This window comes from Burkholderia sp. KL41 (genome assembly GCF_057005415.2).
Window position 1 is genome coordinate 1,874,951 of sequence record NZ_CM174446.1, and the last position, 20,997, is coordinate 1,895,947.

12 protein-coding genes are annotated in these 20,997 nt (G+C 71.0%); 9 read left to right on the forward strand and 3 right to left on the reverse strand.

Annotated elements, in window-relative coordinates; genetic code table 11:
* The first annotated feature begins 64 nt into the window (after window positions 1-64).
* A complete protein-coding gene (locus PQB87_RS08760; protein WP_489242822.1) occupies window positions 65-1,390 on the forward strand; it encodes a calcium-binding protein in 1,326 nt (441 codons plus the stop codon).
* A gap of 65 nt (window positions 1,391-1,455) precedes the next feature.
* On the opposite strand, the gene PQB87_RS08765 is transcribed toward PQB87_RS08760, so the two are convergent.
* Both PQB87_RS08765 and PQB87_RS08770 read right to left on the reverse strand, forming a co-directional pair.
* Window positions 1,456-1,593 (reverse strand): HHHH-motif protein, encoded by a 138-nt coding sequence (locus PQB87_RS08765; RefSeq protein WP_021163599.1) that lies wholly within the window; start codon window positions 1,591-1,593, stop codon window positions 1,456-1,458.
* A 48-nt stretch (window positions 1,594-1,641) separates the two neighbouring features.
* The gene (locus PQB87_RS08770) at window positions 1,642-1,896 is read right to left on the reverse strand and encodes a hypothetical protein (RefSeq protein WP_021163600.1); all 255 of its coding nucleotides are present in this window, start codon (window positions 1,894-1,896) and stop codon (window positions 1,642-1,644) included.
* A gap of 325 nt (window positions 1,897-2,221) precedes the next feature.
* Between PQB87_RS08770 and PQB87_RS08775 the strand changes: the two genes are divergently transcribed.
* The 7 genes from PQB87_RS08775 to PQB87_RS08805 all read left to right on the forward strand — a co-directional run bounded on the left by PQB87_RS08775 (window position 2,222) and on the right by PQB87_RS08805 (window position 9,066).
* Entirely contained in the window at window positions 2,222-2,878 is a 657-nt protein-coding gene (locus PQB87_RS08775; RefSeq protein WP_059682675.1) for an RNA polymerase factor sigma-70, read from the forward strand.
* A 108-nt stretch (window positions 2,879-2,986) separates the two neighbouring features.
* Entirely contained in the window at window positions 2,987-3,229 is a 243-nt protein-coding gene (locus PQB87_RS08780) for an MbtH family protein (RefSeq protein WP_021163602.1), read from the forward strand.
* A 45-nt stretch (window positions 3,230-3,274) separates the two neighbouring features.
* A complete protein-coding gene (locus tag PQB87_RS08785) occupies window positions 3,275-4,282 on the forward strand; it encodes a TauD/TfdA family dioxygenase (RefSeq protein WP_021163603.1) in 1,008 nt (335 codons plus the stop codon).
* Window positions 4,282-5,130, forward strand: coding sequence for an ABC transporter ATP-binding protein (locus PQB87_RS08790; protein ID WP_059588208.1), 849 nt, complete (start codon window positions 4,282-4,284; stop codon window positions 5,128-5,130). The genes PQB87_RS08785 and PQB87_RS08790 overlap by 1 nt, the downstream gene beginning before the upstream one ends.
* Entirely contained in the window at window positions 5,127-7,217 is a 2,091-nt protein-coding gene (gene fhuB / locus PQB87_RS08795) for a Fe(3+)-hydroxamate ABC transporter permease FhuB (RefSeq protein WP_174414751.1), read from the forward strand. Before PQB87_RS08790 ends, fhuB begins: the two co-directional genes overlap by 4 nt.
* Window positions 7,214-8,014, forward strand: a complete 801-nt coding sequence (gene fhuF, locus PQB87_RS08800) for a siderophore-iron reductase FhuF (RefSeq protein WP_489242823.1) — start codon at window positions 7,214-7,216, stop codon at window positions 8,012-8,014. Before fhuB ends, fhuF begins: the two co-directional genes overlap by 4 nt.
* Window positions 8,011-9,066 carry an ABC transporter substrate-binding protein gene (locus tag PQB87_RS08805; protein WP_489242824.1) on the forward strand — a complete coding sequence of 352 codons (1,056 nt, stop codon included), beginning with the start codon at window positions 8,011-8,013 and terminating at the stop codon, window positions 9,064-9,066. Before fhuF ends, PQB87_RS08805 begins: the two co-directional genes overlap by 4 nt.
* A 177-nt stretch (window positions 9,067-9,243) precedes the next feature.
* Here PQB87_RS08805 and PQB87_RS08810 read toward each other — a convergent pair whose 3' ends face one another.
* On the reverse strand, window positions 9,244-10,989 hold the full coding sequence (locus PQB87_RS08810; protein ID WP_059682667.1) for a cyclic peptide export ABC transporter: 1,746 nt from the start codon (window positions 10,987-10,989) through the stop codon (window positions 9,244-9,246).
* Window positions 10,990-11,262: 273 nt separating this feature from the next.
* Between PQB87_RS08810 and PQB87_RS08815 the strand changes: the two genes are divergently transcribed.
* On the forward strand, window positions 11,263-20,991 hold the full coding sequence (locus PQB87_RS08815) for a non-ribosomal peptide synthetase (RefSeq protein ID WP_489241413.1): 9,729 nt from the start codon (window positions 11,263-11,265) through the stop codon (window positions 20,989-20,991).
* Window positions 20,992-20,997 lie beyond the last annotated feature (6 nt).

The window sequence follows — 20,997 nt, forward strand, 5'->3', positions numbered from 1 at the left end:
GCAAGGCGGGCCGATGGCCGAGCGTCTTTTTCCGGGGGAGATGGAAATGCATCTGAAGGGCACCATGGCAGCGACACTGTTCGTTGCTTCGACGGTGGGCGCGGCTCACGCACAGACGGTATCGGCGGGTGGTTATTCGCTGACCGTGATCGGCGACCTGGGCGGGCCGCGCGACATGCAGTACAACGGGAATGCCGTCAGCGCGGACGGCAAGACGATCGTCGGTTCCTACTGGAGCGACGCGCGGCCCGGTAACTCGATGGCCTTCTCGTGGTCGGCTGCGACGGGCTGGCAGCGGCTGGCGGCGCCGGCGAACGCCTATGACTCGATGGCACAGACGGTGTCGGGCGACGGGCAGGTGATCGGCGGCTCGATCAGTGCGCGCCAGGCGGAAAGCAGCAACCTCGATCGATGGGCGGTGCGATGGCCTGGCGACGGTCGCACACAGAAACTCGTTCCGGATACGGCGGGCTGGGGCGCATCGGTCGAAGTCGCGAACCTCGGCGGCACGAGGATGGCGGGCCGCTTTTCGACGATAGGCGTCTCGAATGCACGGTTCATGTGGGACCAGCCGAGGGGTTTCCGCCAGCTGCCACCCGGCGGCGACTATGTCGTGCAGCTCCTGTCGATGACCTCGTCCGGGAATGCAGCAGCGGGGTTCGCCGGCAATGTCGACGGCGTGTATGGCTCGCGTGCGCTCCTTTGGACAGAACGAATCGGTGAACGACTATTGCCGACGATCAACGCGGGCGTGGCGAGAATGGATCAGGCCCGTGGTGTGACCGAAGACGAACGGACGATCGCCGGCGCGCTTGGCACCCTGGTGGTCACGCCGGATGGACAACGGGTCGACTCGGAGGCCGTGCTGTGGACGAACGGCGGCGACAGCATCCAGCGGCTCGGTTTTCTCGACGGCGACGACAGCAGCTACGCGCAAGCGATCAGCACGGACGGGCGGGTCGTCATCGGCACATCGAGCAACGGGCAAACCGGTGTCGAGCGCGTCTTCGTGTGGACGCCGCAAAGCGGCATGCGCAGCCTCGTTGCGTTGCTCGAAGCGGCCGGCCTGTCGGTCGGAACGCTGAACCTGACCAACGTGATCGGTGTGAGCCCCGACGGGCAGACCATCACGGGGCAGGGTTATCGCGACGGCGATCCCGACTATCGGCCGCAGTTCTGGCAAGTGCACATCGATGCGGCGACCCTGCGCGCGTTGCAGCCGGCGAGCCCGGGCGCCGACGCATTGCGGGTGCGGGCTTCGTCGCGCAAGGCGGCGTCACGCATGCTGGTAGCGAAGCCGAACGCCGCGATGCAGCGAGGTGCCTGCCGCATGCCCGTCAGCCCGGCGCAGCTCGCGCGATGCCTGCCGCGGTTGCCGGCCACGCGCTAACGAGCGCAGCCGCGCGCAGGTGAAGCGATGAAACAAGGCGCCGGTTTTCCGGCGCCTTGTTTCGTTTACCGCACCCAGCGACACATCCTGTGATGGTGATGGTCGAAGTGGCACACGCGGTGCGGATGCGCTTCGGCGATGGCCGGCACGAGCACGGCGGCGGCGAGCGCCGCGACGGCGAGCGATTTCAGTAGCGTTTTCATGTTGCAGTCCTGATCGTTGAAAAGTGAATCACGGGAAGCGGGAACGCCTTACCACTGCGGCCGCTGATCGTCGCGTCGGTCGTCCCGACGGTCATCGCGTCGGTCGTCCCGGCGGTCGTCATATCCGCGGGGATGCTGCGCTTCCCAGTCGCGGCGCTCCCAGTAGCGATTGCCGTCCCAGTAACGATCGCCATGCCAGCCGATCGTGACCTGAGCCGGACCGGCGGGATAGGCAACGCACCCGGTCAGCATCACGCTCGACAGCGCGCCAGCCATGACAGCGGACAACACGATGGATTTCATGGTTTTCTCCCTTGGAAACAGCCCCCCGATCGTACGAGCCCCCAAAATTTCACGTAGTAAGAAGTTGCTACCGCACATGACACGTGCAGGCGCGTTGTCAGACGCGTGAAAGGTCGTGTCGGTGGGTCGCAGGCCGGTCGCGCCGTTCGGATTAGCCGATGACCACGTACCGAACCAGCCGACGTGCGTCCCCTCCACGCGGGCAACGATTTCGTCAATTGTTCAGACAAATCCTGTCGACTGAAAGGGTCATTGGGTAATCAGATTGAGAATGATTTGCGTTTACGTTAAATTGCGCTATCTCGGAATTTGACGGAGCAGATCGATGGCGATGGCGGAAGTGCTCGACCGACCGGCGGCGGCAGCGGCGAACCCGTTCCTCGGCAGTCATCCCGACCGGCCGCCGCGTGCGCGCCGCGCCGCGGAGCCCCGTGCGCAGGGCGCATTGCTCGACGTGCTGATCTCGCATCGCGCGATGCTCGTGAACGTCGCGCGCGGCTTCGTCGGCTGCGCGAGCCGTGCCGAGGACGTCGTGCACGACGTGTTCGTGAAGCTCGTCGAATTCCCGAACCAGGATGCGGTGCGCCAGCCGGTCGCGTACGTGACGCGGATGGTGCGCAATGCGTCGATCGACGCGTGCCGCCGGCAAAACCTCGAGAACGTCTATCACACGGAAGAGGACGACGGCTTCGACGTGCCGTCGCCCGAGCCGACGCCGGAAGCCGCACTGCTGACGCGCGATACGCTGCGGCGCGTGTGGGCCGCGCTCGACGACCTGCCGGCGCGCAGCCGCGCGGCCTTCGAGATGGTGCGGCTGCGCGAGGAGACGCTGCAGACCGCGGCGCGCGCGCTGAACGTGTCGCAGACGCTCGTGCATTTCATGGTGCGCGACGCGGAGCGCCACTGCGCGGAATGCCTCGACGCATGCCATCGCGGTGTCGCGTGCCCGGTGTTCCTCGGCGGCCGCACGCGGCGCCGGTGAGCGCGGGTAAAAAAACGCGCCGGCCAATCGTCTATCAGACAGGAGCGGCCGAAACCGCCGCTTTGCCATCCGCTTTGCCACTTTCAACCGCCTCAGCGATTTCCGATCATGACGCAAGCCACGACGCCTTCCGCCGACACCGACGATCTCGTCTATACGGTCGTCATCAATGACGAAGAACAGTATTCGATCTGGCCGACGTTCCGGCCCGTGCCGGCCGGCTGGCGCGAAGTGGGCGTGAGCGGCCCGAAAGCCGACTGTCTCGCGCACATCGAGACCGTCTGGACCGACATGCGCCCCGCAAGCCTGCGCCGCGCGATGGACGGCGAGCGCGCATCGCGCGCGTCGTGACCCGCCGCGCCGCGTGGGCGGCGCGCCACCTGAAGAGGACGTTGCATGACCCTGCTTTCGTTGCCGACGCTCGACGACCTGCGTATCGAGCCGGGGCTGCCCACCGTCGTGTCGCCGCGCGGCAGCGACGGGATGTCGATCGACGACGTCGCGCCGCTGGCGCGCGAGATCGCGGCCGACACGCTCGAACGGGCGGGCGGTGTGCTGTTCACGGGTTTTCACGTGCCGTCGATCGACGCGTTCCAGCAGTTCGCGGCGTCGTTCGGCGATCCGCTGATCGGCTATGAATACGCATCGACACCGCGCAGCCAGGTCGAGGGCGCCGTCTACACGTCGACGGAGTACCCGCCGCACCGCGCGATTCCGCTGCACAACGAGCAGTCGTATACGCGCGAATGGCCGCTGCGGATCTGGTTCCACTGCGCGCTCGCCGCGCCGAAGGGCGGGGCGACGCCGATCGCGGACAGCCGTGCCGTCTACCGTGCGCTCGATCCGGCGCTCGTCGCGCGTTTCGAGAAGCGCGAGCTGCTGTACGTGCGCAATTTCGGGCAGGGGCTCGACCTGCCGTGGCAGCAGTCGTTCGGCACCGACGAACCGGCCGAGGTCGAACGGATGTGCGCGGCGCGCGGCATCGAATGCGCGTGGCGCACCGATGATGACGGCGAGCTGCTGCTGCGCACGCGCGAACGCTGCCAGGCCGTCGCGCGCCATCCGCGCACCGGCGACCGCGTGTGGTTCAACCAGGCGAACCTGTTTCACCTGTCGGCGCTCGACGACGACATGCAGGAAGCGCTCGTCGACGCGGTCGGGCTCGAGAACGTGCCGCGCAACGTGTATTACGGCGACGGCGAACCGCTCGAAGCCGACGCGCTCGCGGAGATCCGCGGCGTGCTCGACCAGCAGCGCATCGTGTTCCCGTGGCGCACGGGTGACGTGCTGATGCTCGACAACATGCTGACCGCGCATGCGCGCGACCCGTTCGAGGGGCCGCGCAAGGTCGTCGTCGCGATGGCGCAGAGTTATACGGTCCCGCGCGACCGAACGGAGGATTGATGACGCGTAGTACCGCCGCGCTTGCCGCGCGCGGGCTGTCGGTGGGATATCGCGACCATGTCGTGATCGACGGGCTGGACCTGTCGATCGCGGCCGGCCGCGTAACCGCGCTGTGCGGACCGAACGGCTGCGGCAAGAGCACGCTGCTGCGCACGCTCGCCGGCTTGCAGCCCGCGCGTGCCGGCCATGTCGAAGTGAACGGGCAGCCGCTCGCGTCGTTTCGCCGTCGCGCGCTCGCGCGCGAGCTGACGATGCTCGCGCAGTTCAACCAGATCCCGTCGGGCCTGACGGTGCGCGAACTCGTCGCGTACGGGCGCTATGCATACGGCGGCTTCCTGCGCGGCCTGTCGCGGGCCGACCATGCGGCGATCGACGAGGCGCTCGACACGAGCGGCCTCGCCGGCGATGCGGAGCGCGACGTCGGCGCACTGTCGGGCGGCGAGCGCCAGCGTGCGTGGATCGCGATGGCGCTCGCCCAGCAGGCGCCGATCGTGCTGCTGGACGAACCGACGACCTATCTCGACATCCATCACCAGCTCGACATCCTCGATGCGCTGCGCACGCTGAACCGCACGCGCGGGCTGACGATCGTCTGGGTGCTGCACGACCTGAACCAGGCGGCCGCATACAGCGACGAAATCGTGCTGATGCGTGCGGGCCGTCTCGTCGCGCAGGGCACGCCCGACGCGATGCTCGATCCGGCGCGGCTGCGCGCGGCGTTCGGCGTCGAGATGCTGAAGCTCGCGCATCCGCAGACGGGCGCACCGATGTGCGTGCCGGCCTACGGGCCGACAACCGACGGCGTACCGCAGGCGGCCGGTGTCTTCGACCGGGATCTCGCCGTATGACCACGTTCGCGATGCGCAAGCGCCTCGCGGCGGCGGGGAGGGGCACGACATCGGGCCGGGCCGGTGCGATCGCGATCGGCCTCGTCGCGCTGATCGCGGCGCTGGCGGCGTTGCGCGTCGCCCCCGATCTGCGCGTGTGGTGGAGCGCGGTGCCCGGCAGCGATGCCGCTGCGCTTGCGCACGTGTTCCTGTTCGACCTCAACCTGCCGCGCGTCGCGGCCGCGCTCGTCGCGGGCGGGTGCCTCGGCATCGCGGGCGCGCTGTTCCAGTCGCTCACGCGCAATCCGCTCGCGTCGCCTGATTTGCTCGGCGTGACGGGCGGCGCCCAGCTGGGCCTGCTCGCGGCGATGCTCGTGCCGGCGCTGGCCGGCGTCGCGTCGGTGCCGCTGCTGTTCGTGTGCGGGCTGGCCGCGGCCGCGTGCGCGATCGTCGCGGCCGGCGGCTGGCGCGCGACGCCGTTGCGTCTCGTGCTCGCGGGCAGCGTGTGCATGTTGCTGTTCGCCGCGCTGTCGACGCTGGTGCTCGCCTTCTTCGAGCAGAACATCGCGGGCGCCGCGCTGTGGACCAACGGCAGCCTGTACCAGCCGGGCGCGACGGGCCTCGCGCTCGCCGCGCGCTGGCTCGTCGTGCCGCTGATCGCATTGCCGTTCGTGATCCGGCCGCTGAATCCGCTCACGCTCGGCGACGACGCGGCGGCCGCGGCCGGCGTGCGCGTCGACGCGACGCGGCTCGCCGCGACGATCGTCGCGGTCGCGTTCACGAGCGTGGCCGTCAGTATCGCGGGCCCGCTGTCGTATGTCGGCCTCGTCGCCCCGAACCTGCTGCGCCAGGTGCGCGGCGCGCGCGCCGCGCGGCTCGGCGTGCTCGTGCCGCTGTCGGCGCTCGCGGGCGGTGCGCTCGTGCTCGTCACCGACAGCGCGGTGCTCGCGTCGGGGCTCGACGCCACGCTGTCGACCGGCGTCGCGATCGCGCTGGTCGGCACGCCGCTGATGCTGGCGATGATCCGGCGCGGCGCCGCGTGGTCGGGCGTGCTGCATGCGGATGCCGAACGCGCGGCGGGCAGCGGCTCGACGCGGCTCGTCGGCTGGCTCGAACGGCTCGGCTGGCCGCTGCGCACGACGCTGTTCGTCGCGGCGGGCGTGCTGGCCGTGTTCGTCGGCGTGTCGGCCGGCCCCGAGTGGCTGTCGATCGCGCGCTGGTCCGCTGCGCTGTCCGGCCACGATGCGCTCGCGCGGATGCTGATCGACCTGCGCATGCCGCGGCTGCTGTGCGCGCTCCTCGCGGGCGCGCTGCTCGCAGTGAGCGGCGTCGCGATGCAAAGCGTCGTGCGCAATCCGCTCGCGGGCCCCGAAGTGCTCGGCGTCACGCAGGGGGCGGGGCTCGTCACGCTGTTCGCGTTGTCGACGTGGCCGCTGATGGGCCACGTGACGCTCGCAGCCGCCGCGCTGATCGGCGGCGGGCTGTCGCTCGCGATCACGCTCGCGCTGAATCACCGGCATCGCTATGCGCCGCTCGCGGTGGCGCTGACGGGCATCGTGATCGGCGCGCTGTGGACCACGCTCGCGCAATGGCTGATCACGCAGGAAAGCGTGCAGCCCGCGCGCTTCGTCGTGTGGCTCGTCGGCGGGACTTATGGCCGCAGCTGGGGCGAGGTGTCGATGCTGCTGCCGTGGTGCGTGCTCGCGGTGCCCGTGTTCGCATGGCTCGCGAAACCGCTCGACATGCTCGCGCTCGGCGACGACCAGGCGGCCGCGCTCGGCCTGCCGGTGGCCGTGCTGCGGCCGCTCGCGCTGACGATCGCGACGCTCGCCGCCTGTGCGGCCGTCGCGGCGGTCGGGCCGGTCGGTTTCATCGGGCTGATGGCGCCGCACGTCGCGACGATGCTCGGCGCGCGCCGGCACCGTACGCGGCTGTGGCTCGCGGCCGCGTGCGGCGCGCTGATCCTCGGTGTGGCGGATCTCGCGGCGCGCACGGTCGTCGCGCCGCGCGAAGTGCCGGCCGGCGTGCTGACCGCGCTGATCGGCGCGCCGTACCTGCTCGGGCTCTTGATCCTCGAGGGGCGCCGCGCCCGGCGCGCGGGGCGATGACGCTGCCGCTCGACGGCGCGCGCGCCACGCGTTTCTCGGCGTTCGCGCCCGAACCGTTCGCTGATCATCTCGACGCCGTCTGGCTCGGTTTGCCCGACGACGCGCACGCGCCGGGCCGCCTCGTCGTGCCGGTCAGCGCGTTGCCCGCGCACCGCGACATCGTGCTCGACGCGATGGTCCGCCATTACGGCGGCGATCCGGCGCAGCACGCGCGCGCGCTGATGTCGCAATGGAGCAAGTACTATTTCGGCCGCGCGGCGCCGGCCGGCGTCGTCGCCGCGCTGACGCTCGGCCGGCCGCTCGACATGACACCCGAGCGCACGTTCGTCGCGCTCGACGACGGGATGCCCGCCGCGCTGTATTTCACGCACGATGCGCTCGGCGAACCCTGCGACGACCCGGCGCCACGCTACGCGGGGCTCGTCGCGCATCTCGGCGCGGTGATCGACCTGCTCGCGGCGATGGGGCGCGTCACGCCGCGCGTGCTGTGGAGCAACGCGGGCAACCTGCTCGACTATCTGCTCGATACGTATCGTGCGCTGCCATGCGTGGCCGATCCGGTGCGCGACGCGGGCTGGCTGTTCGGTGCGACATGCTTTGCATGCGAACCGAATCCGTTGCGCATGCCCGTGCGCGATGCGGTGCCGCGTTCGGCGCTGCTGCCGACGCCGTTCCGCGCGCGACGCGTGTGCTGCCTGCGCTATGAAATTCCTGGAGAAACGCAACTGTGTGGAAGCTGCCCCCTGCTACTGACGATGGACGACGCGGCGCTGGCCGAGCAGGACGCGATCCGGTGACGGATGCCGGCCGCCGGCACGCACTCGGCGCGATCGGCGCACTCGCGGCGCTCGGCGCCGCGTGTTGCGGCGCGCTGTCGGCCTCGTCCGGCGCCGTTGCCGCGGCCCTCGATGCACATCGTGCGCAGGGCGCGCGGGCGCCGGGTGCTCCGGGTGCGGTATCGCTGGCCGGCAATCCCGTCGTGTCGCAGGCGAGCGCGACGATGCCGGTGCGGCCGCAGCGCGTGGTCGCGCTCGACTTCATGTTCGCGGAAAGCGTGATCGCGCTCGACATCGTGCCGGTCGGGATGGCCGATACGGCGTTCTATCCGGGCTGGCTCGGTTATCAAAGCGACCGGCTCGCCAGCGTGACCGACATCGGTTCGCGCCAGGAGCCGGGCCTCGAGGCGATTGCGGCGGTCAAGCCCGACCTGATCATCGGCGTCGGCTTCCGTCATGCGCCGATTTTCGATGCGCTCGACCGGATCGCGCCGACGATCCTGTTCCAGTTCAGCCCGAACGTGTCGGACGGCGGCGTGCCGGTGACGCAGCTCGACTGGATGCGGCAGATCTTCCGGACGATCGGTGCGGTCACGGGGCGCGACGCGCGCGCGCAGGCGGTCGATGCGCAACTCGATGCGGGCATCGCGCGCAATGCGGCGCGGCTCGCGGCCGCGGGCAGGAAAGGCGAGCGCATCGCGCTGCTGCAGGATCTCGGCTTGCCCGACCGCTACTGGGCCTATACGGGCAACAGCACGTCGGCGGGCCTCGCGCGGGCGCTCGGGCTCGATCCGTGGCCGAAGAAACCGACGCGGGAAGGCACGCTGTACGTGACGTCGGCCGATCTGCTCAGGCAGCGCGAGCTGGCCGTGCTGTTCGTGACCGCATCGGGCATGGACGTGCCGCTGTCCGCGAAACTCGATTCGCCGGTGTGGCGTTTCGTCCCCGCGATGAAGGAACACCGGATCGCGCTGATCGAACGCAATATCTGGGGGTTCGGTGGGCCGATGTCGGCGCTGAAACTGGCCGACGTGATGACCGACACGATGCTGAAGCTGCCGGCCGTGCGTTGAGTGTGCGGCGGTCGATGCCGCCCGGGCGGGCAGGGTGTGGCGGTAGACCCGACTCGCGCTGGACGGCCGGGGCGTTGCGACGATCGCGCCGCGCGCCACCCACATTTCCTTCTGAAACGAATTTCGCCGGTGCGCTGCCATTGCAGCCCACCGGCGATTTTTTCATCGACTGCCGGATTACGCGCTCAGCGCGTCGACGCCATCCTGCGCGCGTGACCGCGCGGGCATCGTGTCGCTGACGATGCGTCCGTTGTCGAGCTTCAACAAGCGGTCGGCGAGATCGAAGTAGCGGTCGTCGTGCGTGATCACGATCACGGCCTTGCCGCGCGCACGCAGCTCGGGCAGCAGTTGTTCGTAGAACACGGCCTTGAACGACGGATCCTGGTCGGCCGCCCATTCGTCGAACAGGTAGAACGGCCGGTCCTCCAGGTACGCGACGACGAGGGCGAGCCGCTTGCGCTGCCCGGTCGACAACGCGCGGGTCGAGAACGCGCCGTCGACCACCTTCACCTTGTGATCGAGCGCGAGCTTCGCGACGAGCGCGTTCGCGCGCGCATCGGCCTGCGCGCGGGACGGATCGTCGGGGTCGACGATGCCGAGCAGCGCATCGAACAGGTGGAAATCGTTGAACACCGCGCTGAAGCGCTGCCGATAGGCGGCGCGCTCGCGCCAGCCGATCGGGCGGCCGTCGACCTCGATCGTGCCTTCCTCCGGTTCGTAAAGCCCCGTCAGCACCTTCGCGAGCGTCGTCTTGCCGCTGCCGTTGCCGCCGACGATGAACACGAGTTCGCCCGGCCTGATCGTCAGGTCGATCGGCCCGACGCTGAACATCCGTTCGTCGCGTTCGTGGAAGTACGCATGCGTGACGCCGCGCAGCGTGACGGCGCCGGCGGGTGGCACGTCGGGTGCGTCGGCCGCGGGCGGCACCGTGCGCAGCGCGCCGAATTCGGCCATCACGCCTTCGATCCGCGTCAGCGACACGCGTGCCGCGTTGACGGTCGGCAGGTTGTTCAGCAGTCCGTCGAGCGGCACGAGCATGAACAGGAACACGACGACGTAGCCGGCGGCCGTAGCCGGATCGGCATGCACGCCGAGCTGCGGCCAGAACGACGCGACGCCGAGGAACGCATAGAACAGGAAGATGATCCAGCCGACGCCGACCGCGTACGCGCTGAACGCGCGGCGGCGGTGGTCGCGCACTTCGCCGATCGCGGCGCCGAGCTGGCCGTCGACGAACTGGCGTGCGCGTTCGTCGTGCAGCTTCAGCTCCTTCGCGCCGGAAAACAGCGAGCCGAGATAGCCGAACAGGCGGTCCTGCGCCTGGCCGGCCGCTTCGAGCGACGCGATCGCGCGGCGGTCGCCGGTGTGATAGCCGAGCGAGCCGGCGACGATCGCGGCCAGCGCCAGCAGGCACACCGGCCACGACAGCCACGCGAGATAACCGAGGCAGCCGAACACGATCGAGCCGTGCATGACCAGGTTCGGCAGCGCGAAGAACAGCATCGACACGTTGGTCGCGTCGTCGGTCAGCACCGACTGCACGGGCGCCGCGCCGATCCGCTCGATGTCGCGCAGCTCGGCCGCGCCGACGCGCCGCGCGAGATGCACGCGCAGCCGCGCCATCGTGTCCTGCGACAGGCGCGCGAACAGGGTGCCCGACACGATCCGGGTGACGAGTGCGATCACCGCGCACAGCGCGAAGCGCCATGCGAGCGACGCGTCGGCCGCGCCCGGCTGCGACAGCGCGCGGTTCAGCGTCGCGACGAGCAGCACGCTCGCGACGCCGTTCAGCACGCACGCGGTGAGCGCCAGCGCGAGCGACGCGCGGCTTTCGCGCAGCAGCGCGAGGATCAGCCGCGCCGCGGGGCGGGCGGGGGAGGCGTCGAGGGACGGCGGGGAAGAAGGCTCGTGGGCAGCTGTCATCGGCAACGTCGGTAAAGGGAAGGCAGGCGAAAACGCCAAAACGGCAAAACTGGCGCGAAAGCGGCGGGCGAGGCGGGGCCCCGTTGCGGCTTTCCTCCCTGATAGACGAACGGGCCGCGCAAATATTTAGCCGCGCGTTCAAAAAAAAGCGTCCGCCTGCACTTTGCGCACAAAACGGTAAAAAATCGGCCGCGCCGTTCGTCACACCAGTGAAGCCGCCCCAAGCGGCCCCGAGACTTGGCCGAAGCGGCCGGACCGAAGGACTTCACGCACATGACGAGTTTCCCGACTGCGCTGCATCACCGAATCCGCGAACTGGCGCGCATCGCGCCCGACGCACCCGCAATCGCGGCACCTTTCCAGAACGACTTGCGCCTGTCGCGCGGCGCGCTCGACGCGCGGGCGTCGCGGCTGGCCCGGCAACTGCGCGCGGCCGGTGTCGGCGCGGAAGTGCGGGTGGGCGTGTGCGTCGAGCGTTCGTGCGAACTGTTCGTCGCGCTGCTGGCCGTGCTCAAGGCGGGCGGCGTGTTCGTGCCGCTCGACCCGCGCCATCCGGCCGCGCGCCTCGACTGGATCGTCCAGGATGCCCGGCTGCGGCACGGCATCGTCGACGCGGCCGGCCGCGCGGCGCTCGGCACGCCGTTCGAGCACGCGTTCGACGCGGCAGCCGAGGCAGCGGATGGCCAGGAGGTCGCCGAGGACGACGAGGCCGTGCCCGTCCACCCGCGTGCGGCCGCCTACATGATCTACACGTCGGGTTCGACCGGCACGCCGAAGGCGGTCGTCGTCGAACACGGGCCGCTCGCCGCGCACTGCGACGCGCTCGCGGCCGCGCTGCCGATCGAGGCCGGCGACCGCCTGCTGCATTTCGCGTCGGTCAATTTCGACGCCGCGCACGAGTGCTGGCTCGCACCGCTCGCGACCGGCGCGAGCATCGTCGTCGCACCGCCGCAGCCGTTCGCGCCGGATGCCGCGCATGCGCTGATGGTGAGCGAGGCGGTCAACGTGGCGGCGTTCCCGCCCGCATACCTGCGCGAATTCGCCGCGGTGGCCGCACGTGATGGCGTGCCGCCGGCGCTACGCGTGCTCGCGTTCGGCGGCGAAGCGCTGCCGCAGCAGGCGTTCGAATTCGTGCGCCGCACCTTCCCGTCGGTACGCCTGATCAACGGTTACGGGCCGACGGAGGCCGTGATTTCGCCGATGCTGTGGCCGGTCGAACCGGGCGAGACGCCCGCGCTGGCCGCCGACGACGCCTATGCGTCGTTGCCGATCGGTCGCGTGATCGGCCCGCGCGTCGCGCGCGTTGACGGTGGCGAGGGCGGCGAGGGCGACGGCGTGGGCGAATTGCTGCTGGGCGGCGTCTGCGTCGCGCGCGGCTATCACGGCCGCCCGGCGCTGACGGCCGAACGTTTCGTTCCGGATGCCGACGGCGAACCCGGTGCGCGCGTGTACCGTACCGGCGACCTCGCACGGCTGCGCGACGACGGCGCATTCGACTATCTCGGCCGCCTCGACGACCAGGTCCAGGTACGCGGCGTGCGCGTGGAGCCGGCCGAAATCGCCGCGTGCCTGCGCTCGCATCCGGCCGTGGCCGACGCGGCCGTGGTCGCTGAAACCGGCAACGGGCCGACGCGCCTGATCGCGTGCGTCGCACTGCGCGCGGCGGCCGACGATGCGGCGCTCAAGGCGCACGTGGCCGAGCAACTGCCGGCCGCATGGCAACCGCACCGGTTCGTGCGGTGCGATGCGCTGCCGTACACGTTGAACGGCAAGATCGACCGTGCCGCGCTGCGCGAGAAGATTGCCGCCGCGCGCGACACGACGCAGGGTAGCGGTGACGCACCGCGCACGCCGACCGAACAGCAGCTCGCCGGCCTCTGGCAGACGCTGCTCGGCCTCGATGTCGCACCGTCGCGCGACGACCGCTTTTTCGCGCTGGGCGCCGATTCGCTCGCGGCGATGCAGTTGCAGGCCGCGATCCGGGCCGCGGTACGCGTGAACCTGCGGCTCGATACGCTGTTTGCCGATCCGGCGCTCGCCGAACTGGCCGAAGCGGTCGATCGTGCGGAACGCGAAACCGGCGAACCGCTGGCCGCGATCGCCGCGCGCCGGTTGACGACTGGTGCGGCCGATGCAGCCGCGGCATGCGCGCCGTACGTCGATCGCGCCGCCTCGCTCGCGCAGCAACGTTTCTGGGTGCTCGCGCAAACGCGTGACGCGAGCGCCGCCTATCACATCGCCGCGCACTGGACGATCGACGGCACGCTCGATCGCGACGCGCTGCAACGCGCGCTCGATCACGTGATCGGCCGGCACGAGGCATGGCGCACGACGCTCGTCGACAACGACGACGGCGTGGTGATGCAGCGGATTCATGCGCACCTGCCGGTGTCGATCGCCGACGTCGACCTGCGCGACCAGCCGCCCGCCGCCCGCGACGCGCAAGCCGCGCGTCTTGCCGAGCGCGAGGCGGCAGAACCGTTCGACCTCGCGCGCGGCCCGCTGCTGCGCGCGACGCTGGTCGCGCTCGCGGGCGACCGTCACCGCCTGCTGCTGACCGCCCATCACGCGATCACCGACGGCTGGAGCTCGCGCTGCGCGTTCGACGAACTGTCGGCCGCCTATCGCGCGTATGCGGAAGGCCGCGCGCCGTCGCTGCCCGATCTGCCGATCCAGTACGCCGACTATGCGGACTGGCAACGCGACATGCTGGCCGGCGGCGAGGGCGAACGTCAGCTCGATTACTGGCGCGGCGCATTGCGCGACGTGCCGGGCCCGCTCGCGCTGCCGGTCGACCGCCAGCCGGGCGCGGCGCGCACGCTGCAAGGCGCGCGCGTGTCGGTGCGGCTGCCCGACGCGGTCGCGGCCGACGTGCGGCAACTCGCGCGCGACGCGCAGGCGACCGTCTTCACGGTGCTGCTGGCCGCGCTCGACGCATGGCTGTCGCGCCTGACCGGCGCAACGGATGTCGTGGTCGCGGTACCGGTCGCGCATCGTCAGCGCCCCGAAACGCGTGCGCTGCTGGGTCTGTTCCTGAATACGGTCGCGCTGCGCGTGCGGGTGGCGCCGACGCTGCCGTTCCGCGCGCTCGTCGATGCGGCGCGCACGGCGGCGCTCGACGCGGTCGCCCACCAGGACGTGCCGTTCGAGCGTGTCGTCGACGCGGTGAAGCCGCCGGTCAAGCGCGGCGACGAATGGCTGCGGGTGAAATTCGCGCAGCAGTTCGACGCGCGGCACGACAGCGTGCTGCCGGGCGCGACGGCCGTTGCGACGCCGGGCCCCGATCTCGCCGCACGCTTCGACTACGCGGTGGATTTCACCGACGATGCGAACGGCATCGAACTGGTCGCGGCCTATGCGACCGACTGCATCGATGCGGACACCGCGCGCGCGTGGCTCCACAGCTACGCGGCGCTCGTCGGTGCCGCCGCGCGCGATCCGCACCAGACGACGGCCGTCCTGCCGTGCGACGCGTCGGCCGCTGCGCGCCAGCCGCGCGACGGCCGTGCGCTGCGCATCGAACATGCCGACATCGTCGCCGCGTTCGCGCGGCAGGCGGCCGCGTATCCGCATCGCGTTGCGCTTGCCGATGCGTCGGCGTCGCTGACGTTCGGCGAACTCGATGATGCATCGAACCGCATCGCACGTGCGCTGTCCGGGCGAGGCGTGGGCGCCGAAGCGCCGGTGATCGTCTGCATCGAACGCTCCGCGCGCTTCGTCGTCGGCCTGCTCGGCGCGCTGAAGGCCGGCGCGCTCGCCGTGCTGCTCGATCCCGCCCAGCCGGCCGCCCGGCTGGCCGCGGCGGCAGCCGACTGCGGCGCGCGCTGGGCGCTCGTCGCGGATACCGCGGCGTGGCCGGCCGGCATCGACGCACAGCCGCTCGACGTCGACACGCTCGCGCAGGACGCAACGCTCGCGCTCGCGGCCGGCGTGCGCGTCGCACCGCACCCGGAACAGGGCGCTTACCTGATCTATACGTCGGGCTCGACCGGCACGCCGAAGGGCGTCGTCGTGTCGCACGGCGCGCTGGCCGACTACGTGCAGGGGATGCTCGACGAACTCGCGTTCGCACCGGACGCATCGTTCGCGATGGTATCGACCGTCGCGGCCGACCTCGGTCACACGACGCTGTTCGGCGCGCTGTGCGCGGGCCGCACGCTGCACCTGCTGCCGGCCGCATGCGCGTTCGATCCGGACCTGTTCGCCGACGAGATGCGCCGCCGTGACGTCGGCGTGCTGAAGATCGTGCCGAGCCACCTGCAGGCGCTGCTCGACGCACGCGTGCCGGCCGACGTGCTGCCGCGCCATGCGCTCGTGACCGGCGGCGAAACGCTGACGTGGGCGCTCGTCGCGCGCCTGGCCGCGCTTGCGCCGGCCTGTCGCGTGATCAACCACTACGGGCCGACCGAAGCGACGGTCGGTGCGATCGCGTGCGATACGGCGTCGATCGCCGCCGATGCGCGCGATCCCGCGAGCGGCGTGCCGCTCGGCCTGCCGCTGCCGAATGCGCGCGCGCTGGTGCTCGACGCGTTCGGCGCGTGCGTGCCGGCCGGCGCGACGGGCGAGCTGTATCTGGGCGGGCCGGGCGTCGCGCGCGGCTACCTGGGGCGCCCGGCGCACACCGCCGAGCGCTTCGTGCCCGATCCGTTTACGCCCGGTGCGCGGCTGTATCGCACGGGCGACCGTGTCCGGTTGTGCGCCGACGGCCGTCTCGCGTTCCTCGGCCGCATCGACGACCAGGTGAAGATTCGGGGCTACCGTGTCGAACCGGGCGAGGTGAGTGCGGCCGTGCGTGCGGCCGGGCCGGTCGCGCAGGCCGAAACGCTCGCGATCGAACACGATGGCCGCCTGCGGCTCGCGACGTTCGTCGTGATGCGCGACGGCGCGACCTTCGACGAGGCCGCCGTGCGCGCGGCGCTTGCCGCGAAGCTGCCCGACTACATGGTGCCCGCGCAGTTCGTCGCGCTCGCACGCCTTCCCGTGACCGCGAACGGCAAGATCGATCGTGCCGCGTTGCGTGAACAGGCGGCCGCGCCGGTCGCGACCGCATCCGGGAATGCGCCGCAGGGCGCGGTCGAAACGGTGCTCGCCGACATCTGGCAGGCCGTGCTGAAGGCACCGCAGGTCGGCCGCGACGACAACTTCTTCGAACTCGGCGGCGATTCGATCCTCGTGCTGCAGGTGATCGCCCGTGCGCGCAAGCGCGGCGTGCGCTTCACGCCGAAGCAGCTGTTCGACGGCCCGACGGTCGCCGAACTCGCACGCATCGCGAAGACGGAGGACGTGGCTGTCGCCGCCGCCGCCGCCGTCGCGCAGCCTGCGGCCGGATCTGCCGCCGGCGCACCGGTGACGGCGCAGGTCCTGACGCCCGCGCAGCAGCGCTTCTTCGCGCTCGACATCCCGCGCCCGGGCCACTGGAACCAGTCGGTCGCATTCGACGTGCGCGGGCCGTTCGACGCCGATGCGTTCGCGCGCGCCCTCGACGCATTGCTGACGCATCACGACGCATTCCGCCAGCGTTTCGCACGCGGCGCGAACGGCACGTGGCACGCCAGCGATACCGCGAAACCGTACGACGCGCTGCCGTTCGTCGAAGTCGCCGCCCACGACGAAGCCGACGCGCTCGCGCGCTTCGACGCGTTGCAGCGCCGCCTCGACCTCGGTCGCGGGCCGCTGGCCTGCGCATGCGCGGCACGCTTGCCGGACGGCTCGACGCAGCTCTATCTGGCGATTCACCATGCGATCGTCGACGGCGTGTCGTGGCGCATCCTGCTCGACGACCTGGACTCGGCCTATCGCGCGGCATGCGAACGCACGCCCATCCGGCTGTCGCAGCCGGGCCTGCGCGCGGATGCCTGGGCGTCGCGGCTTGCCCGTGCGGCGACGGAACCGGCATCGCCGTTCGCGGCCGAGGCGACATACTGGGCCGGCATGGCGCAGGGTGACGACGTCGTGCCCGACCACCCCGACGCCACGGCGACGAACGCCGATGCTGCCGTCGTCGTGCAGACGATCGACGCGGCGTTGACCCGCGCGGCGCTGACCGATGCGCACGCCGCCTATCGCACGCAGACGATCGAATTGCTCGGTGCCGCACTCGCACTGGCGCTGGCCGGCGCGAGCGGCGCCGCCTCGTGCCGTGTCGAACTGGAAGGGCATGGCCGCGAGGCGCTGTTCGACGATGCCGATGCGAGCCGCACGATCGGCTGGCTGACGAGCCACTACCCGGTGACGCTGCCGGTCGCGGCCACCGCGCGCGACACGCTGTGCGCGGTCAAGGACACGTTGCGCGCGGTGCCGCACAAGGGGCTCGGCTTCGGCGTGCTCGCGCACTACGGCGATGCGGCGACGCGCGCGGTGCTGGCCGCCGTGCCGCGTCCGCGCGTCACGTTCAATTATCTCGGCCAGTTCGACGCACCGCGCGATGCCGTGCTCGTGCCGCGCTTCGGCGGCACCGGCGTCGAGCGCGACCCCCAGGGGCCGCTCGGCAATGCGCTCGCGATCCACGCGTACCTCGATACGGATCGCGACGGCGCACGCACGCTGAAAGTGCACTGGGTCTACGGTGCACCGCAATTCGAGCGCACGACGATCGACGCATGCGCCGAACGCTTCGCGGCGGCGCTGCGCGAGCTCGTCGACGCGTGTGCGTCACGCGTCGCGCATCGCGGCGCCGGCGCGACGCCGGGCGATTTCCCGCTCGCGCAGGCCGCCGGTCTCACGCAGGCCGCGATCGAACGCACGCCGCTCGACTGGCGCACGATCGACGACGTCTATCCGCTGTCGCCGATGCAGCAGGGCATCCTGTTCCATGCGCTGTTCGCACCCGGTCACGCCAGCTACGTGAACCAGCTCGTCGCGACCGCGGCCGCGCTCGATGCCGACCGGCTCGTTGCCGCGTTCGAGGCGTCCGTCGCGCGCCACGACATCCTGCGCACGAGCGTGATGCCGGACGAAGCCGCGCCGCTGCAGTGCGTGCATCGCCATGCCCGGATGCCGGTCGAACAGCTCGACTGGCGCACGCGCGGCGACACACTCGACGCCGATTTCGACGCATGGCTCGCGGCCGATCGCGCACGCGGCTTCGACTGGCGCGAGCCGCCGTTGATGCGCATCACGCTGATCCGCGTGACCGACGACGCATGGCGCGTCGTGTGGACGCGTCACCACGTGCTGCTCGACGGCTGGAGCACCGCGCGCCTGTTGGCGGACGTGCTGCGCGACTATCGCGACCCGGACGCCGTATCGCCGTTCGCGAGCCGCCCGGCACTCCGGTATCGCGACTTCATCGCCTGGCTCGGCACGCGCGACCGCGACGCCGACGAACGCTTCTGGACCGAACGCCTCGCACGACTCGACGCCCCGACGCTGATCGCCGACCGCACGGCCGACCGTGCGGATGCCGACATGGTCACGTGGCGCGCGACGCTCGATGCCGACGCGATGACGCGTGTCGCGCAGACGGCACGTGCGCTGAAGCTGACCGTCAACACGCTGGTGCAGGGCGCGTGGGCGCTCGCGCTGCAGCGGATGACGCACCAGCCGGCCGTCGCGTTCGGCGCGACCGTCGCGGGCCGTCCCGACGCACTCGCGGACGTCGATTCGGTGCTCGGCCTCTTCATCAACACGGTGCCGGTGATCACCGCACCGGCGCCGCAGCAACGCGCGGCCGACTGGTTGCAGGCGCTGCAACGCGACAACGCGGCGGCCGCCGAGCATGCGCATACGCCGCTTGCCGACATCCAGCGCTGGGCGCGCGGCGCGGGCGGCGCACTGTTCGACACGCTGGTCGTGTTCGAGAACTATCCGGTCGACGACACGGCGCGCGACGCCGATCCGCGCGCGCTGGTCTTGAGCGGCGTGCGCAGCATCGAAGCCACCGATTTCGCGCTGACGCTCGTGATCGAGAGCGGCGCCGAGCTGACGATCGACTACGGCTACGACACCGCGCGCGTCGATGCGCGGCAGGTCGAAACCTGGCACCGCGCGTTCGCCTGCGCACTCGAGGCGCTGGCACGCACGCCGGATGCGCTGCTCGGCACACTGTCGATCGCCGACGACGCCACCCGCGACGCACTGGCGCGGGCGCAGGACACCGCGCGCACATGGCCGGCTTCGCAACGGCAGCCGCTGCACCTGCAATTCGCCGATGCGGCGCGGGCGACGCCCGACGCGATCGCGCTCGAATACGCGGACGTTCACGGCGGCGTGCATCGCGCGACCTATCGCGAGCTCGACGTCGGTACGTCGCGCATCGCGGCTGCGCTGCGCCGGCGCGGCGTGCGGCCCGATACGCCGGTCGCGCTGTGCGTCGAGCGTTCGTTCGACATGGTGATGGCGCTGGTCGGCGTGCTGAAGGCCGGCGCGGCCTACCTGCCGGTCGATCCCGACTATCCGGCCGAGCGCATCGCGTATCTGCTGCGCGACGCGCGGCCGGCCGTCGCGATCACCCAGGCCCATCTGCGCGAGCAGGTCGAGGCGGCGCTGGGCGACGGTGCAACGACGCAGTTGCTGACGGTCGCGGACCTGCTGGCCGATGAAACCGTCGACGAAACGGTCGACGAAGCGGTCGACGAAGCGGTCGACGACAACGCCGGCGTGACCGCCGAGATCGACGACGCACAGCTTGCCTACCTGATCTACACGTCCGGCTCGACCGGCAAGCCGAAGGGTGCCGGCAACACGCACGGCGCGCTCGCGAACCGGATCGCGTGGATGCAGCACGCGTACCGGCTGACGCGCGACGATGTCGTGCTGCACAAGACGCCGTTCGGCTTCGACGTGTCGGTGTGGGAATTCGTGTGGCCGCTGGCGATCGGCGCGAAGCTCGCGATCGCCGCGCCCGGCGACCATCGCGATCCGGCGCGTCTCGCGGCCGCGATCCATGCGCACGGCGTGACGGTGCTGCACTTCGTGCCGTCGATGCTCGCCGCGTTCGCCGCGCATCTCGACGATTTCGCGGCCGCCGCGCAATGCGACAGCGTGCGCCTGATCGTCGCGAGCGGCGAGGCGCTCGCGCCCGAACTCGTCGAGAAAATGGCGCGGCTGCTGCCGCACGCGACGCTCGTCAACCTGTACGGGCCGACCGAGGCCGCGATCGACGTGTCGCACTGGACGTGCGGCCCCGACGACGCGCAGGCGGTCGCGGTGCCGATCGGCCATCCGATCGCGAACCTGCAGCTGCATGTGCTCGATGCCGCATGGCAGCCGGTGCCGGCCGGCGCGACCGGCGAACTGTATCTCGCGGGCGCGGGCCTCGCACGCGGTTATCTCGGCCGTCCGGCGCTGACCGCCGAGCGCTTCGTGCCCGATCCGTTCGTACCGGGCGCGCGCATGTACCGCACGGGCGACCTCGCGCGACGGCGTGCGGACGGTGCGCTCGATTACCTCGGCCGCGTCGATACGCAGGTCAAGCTGCGCGGCCAGCGGATCGAGCCGGGCGAGATCGAGGCGCTGCTGCGCGCGGCGCCCGGCGTGAACGATGCGGTCGTGATCGTACGCGACGAGCAACTGGTCGGTTATGTCGCACGCGGCGATGCGGCCCCGCTCGACCGGGCGGCGCTGCTCGACGCGCTGCGCGCGCAACTGCCGGCCTACATGGTGCCGTCGCAGCTGGTCGAACTCGACGCGTTGCCCGTCACGCCGAACGGCAAGTGCGACCGCCATGCGCTGCCCGCGCCGGTACGCGAGACGGTAGCCGAAGCGGCACTCGCGACCGACACGGAACGCTCGCTCGCCGGGATCTGGCAACGCGTGCTGCACGTAGACGCGATCGGCCGCGACGGCGACTTCTTCCTGCTCGGCGGCCATTCGCTGCTCGCGACGCAGGCCCATGCGCAGGCGAACCTGCACTGGGGGCTCGCGTTGCCGCTGCGCACGCTGTTCGACACGCGCACGCTGGCGCGTTGCGCGGAGGCGATCGACGCGGCCTGCGCGGCACGCGGCGCGACCGACGCGGCGAGCGCGATCGACGCGCTGCTCGGCGAACTGGAAACCCAATAAGGACGA

Excerpts from the sequence above, each read along its gene's own strand:
- PQB87_RS08785 (WP_021163603.1), top strand. The coding sequence starts at position 3,275 with ATGACCCTGCTTTCGTTGCCGACGCTCGACGACCTGCGTATCGAGCCG.
- PQB87_RS08770 (WP_021163600.1), bottom strand. The coding sequence starts at position 1,896 with ATGAAATCCATCGTGTTGTCCGCTGTCATGGCTGGCGCGCTGTCGAGC.
- fhuF (WP_489242823.1), top strand. The coding sequence starts at position 7,214 with ATGACGCTGCCGCTCGACGGCGCGCGCGCCACGCGTTTCTCGGCGTTC.
- PQB87_RS08790 (WP_059588208.1), top strand. The coding sequence starts at position 4,282 with ATGACGCGTAGTACCGCCGCGCTTGCCGCGCGCGGGCTGTCGGTGGGA.
- PQB87_RS08760 (WP_489242822.1), top strand. The coding sequence starts at position 65 with ATGGCAGCGACACTGTTCGTTGCTTCGACGGTGGGCGCGGCTCACGCA.
- fhuB (WP_174414751.1), top strand. The coding sequence starts at position 5,127 with ATGACCACGTTCGCGATGCGCAAGCGCCTCGCGGCGGCGGGGAGGGGC.
- PQB87_RS08780 (WP_021163602.1), top strand. The coding sequence starts at position 2,987 with ATGACGCAAGCCACGACGCCTTCCGCCGACACCGACGATCTCGTCTAT.
- PQB87_RS08765 (WP_021163599.1), bottom strand. The coding sequence starts at position 1,593 with ATGAAAACGCTACTGAAATCGCTCGCCGTCGCGGCGCTCGCCGCCGCC.
- PQB87_RS08775 (WP_059682675.1), top strand. The coding sequence starts at position 2,222 with ATGGCGATGGCGGAAGTGCTCGACCGACCGGCGGCGGCAGCGGCGAAC.
- PQB87_RS08815 (WP_489241413.1), top strand. The coding sequence starts at position 11,263 with ATGACGAGTTTCCCGACTGCGCTGCATCACCGAATCCGCGAACTGGCG.
- PQB87_RS08810 (WP_059682667.1), bottom strand. The coding sequence starts at position 10,989 with ATGACAGCTGCCCACGAGCCTTCTTCCCCGCCGTCCCTCGACGCCTCC.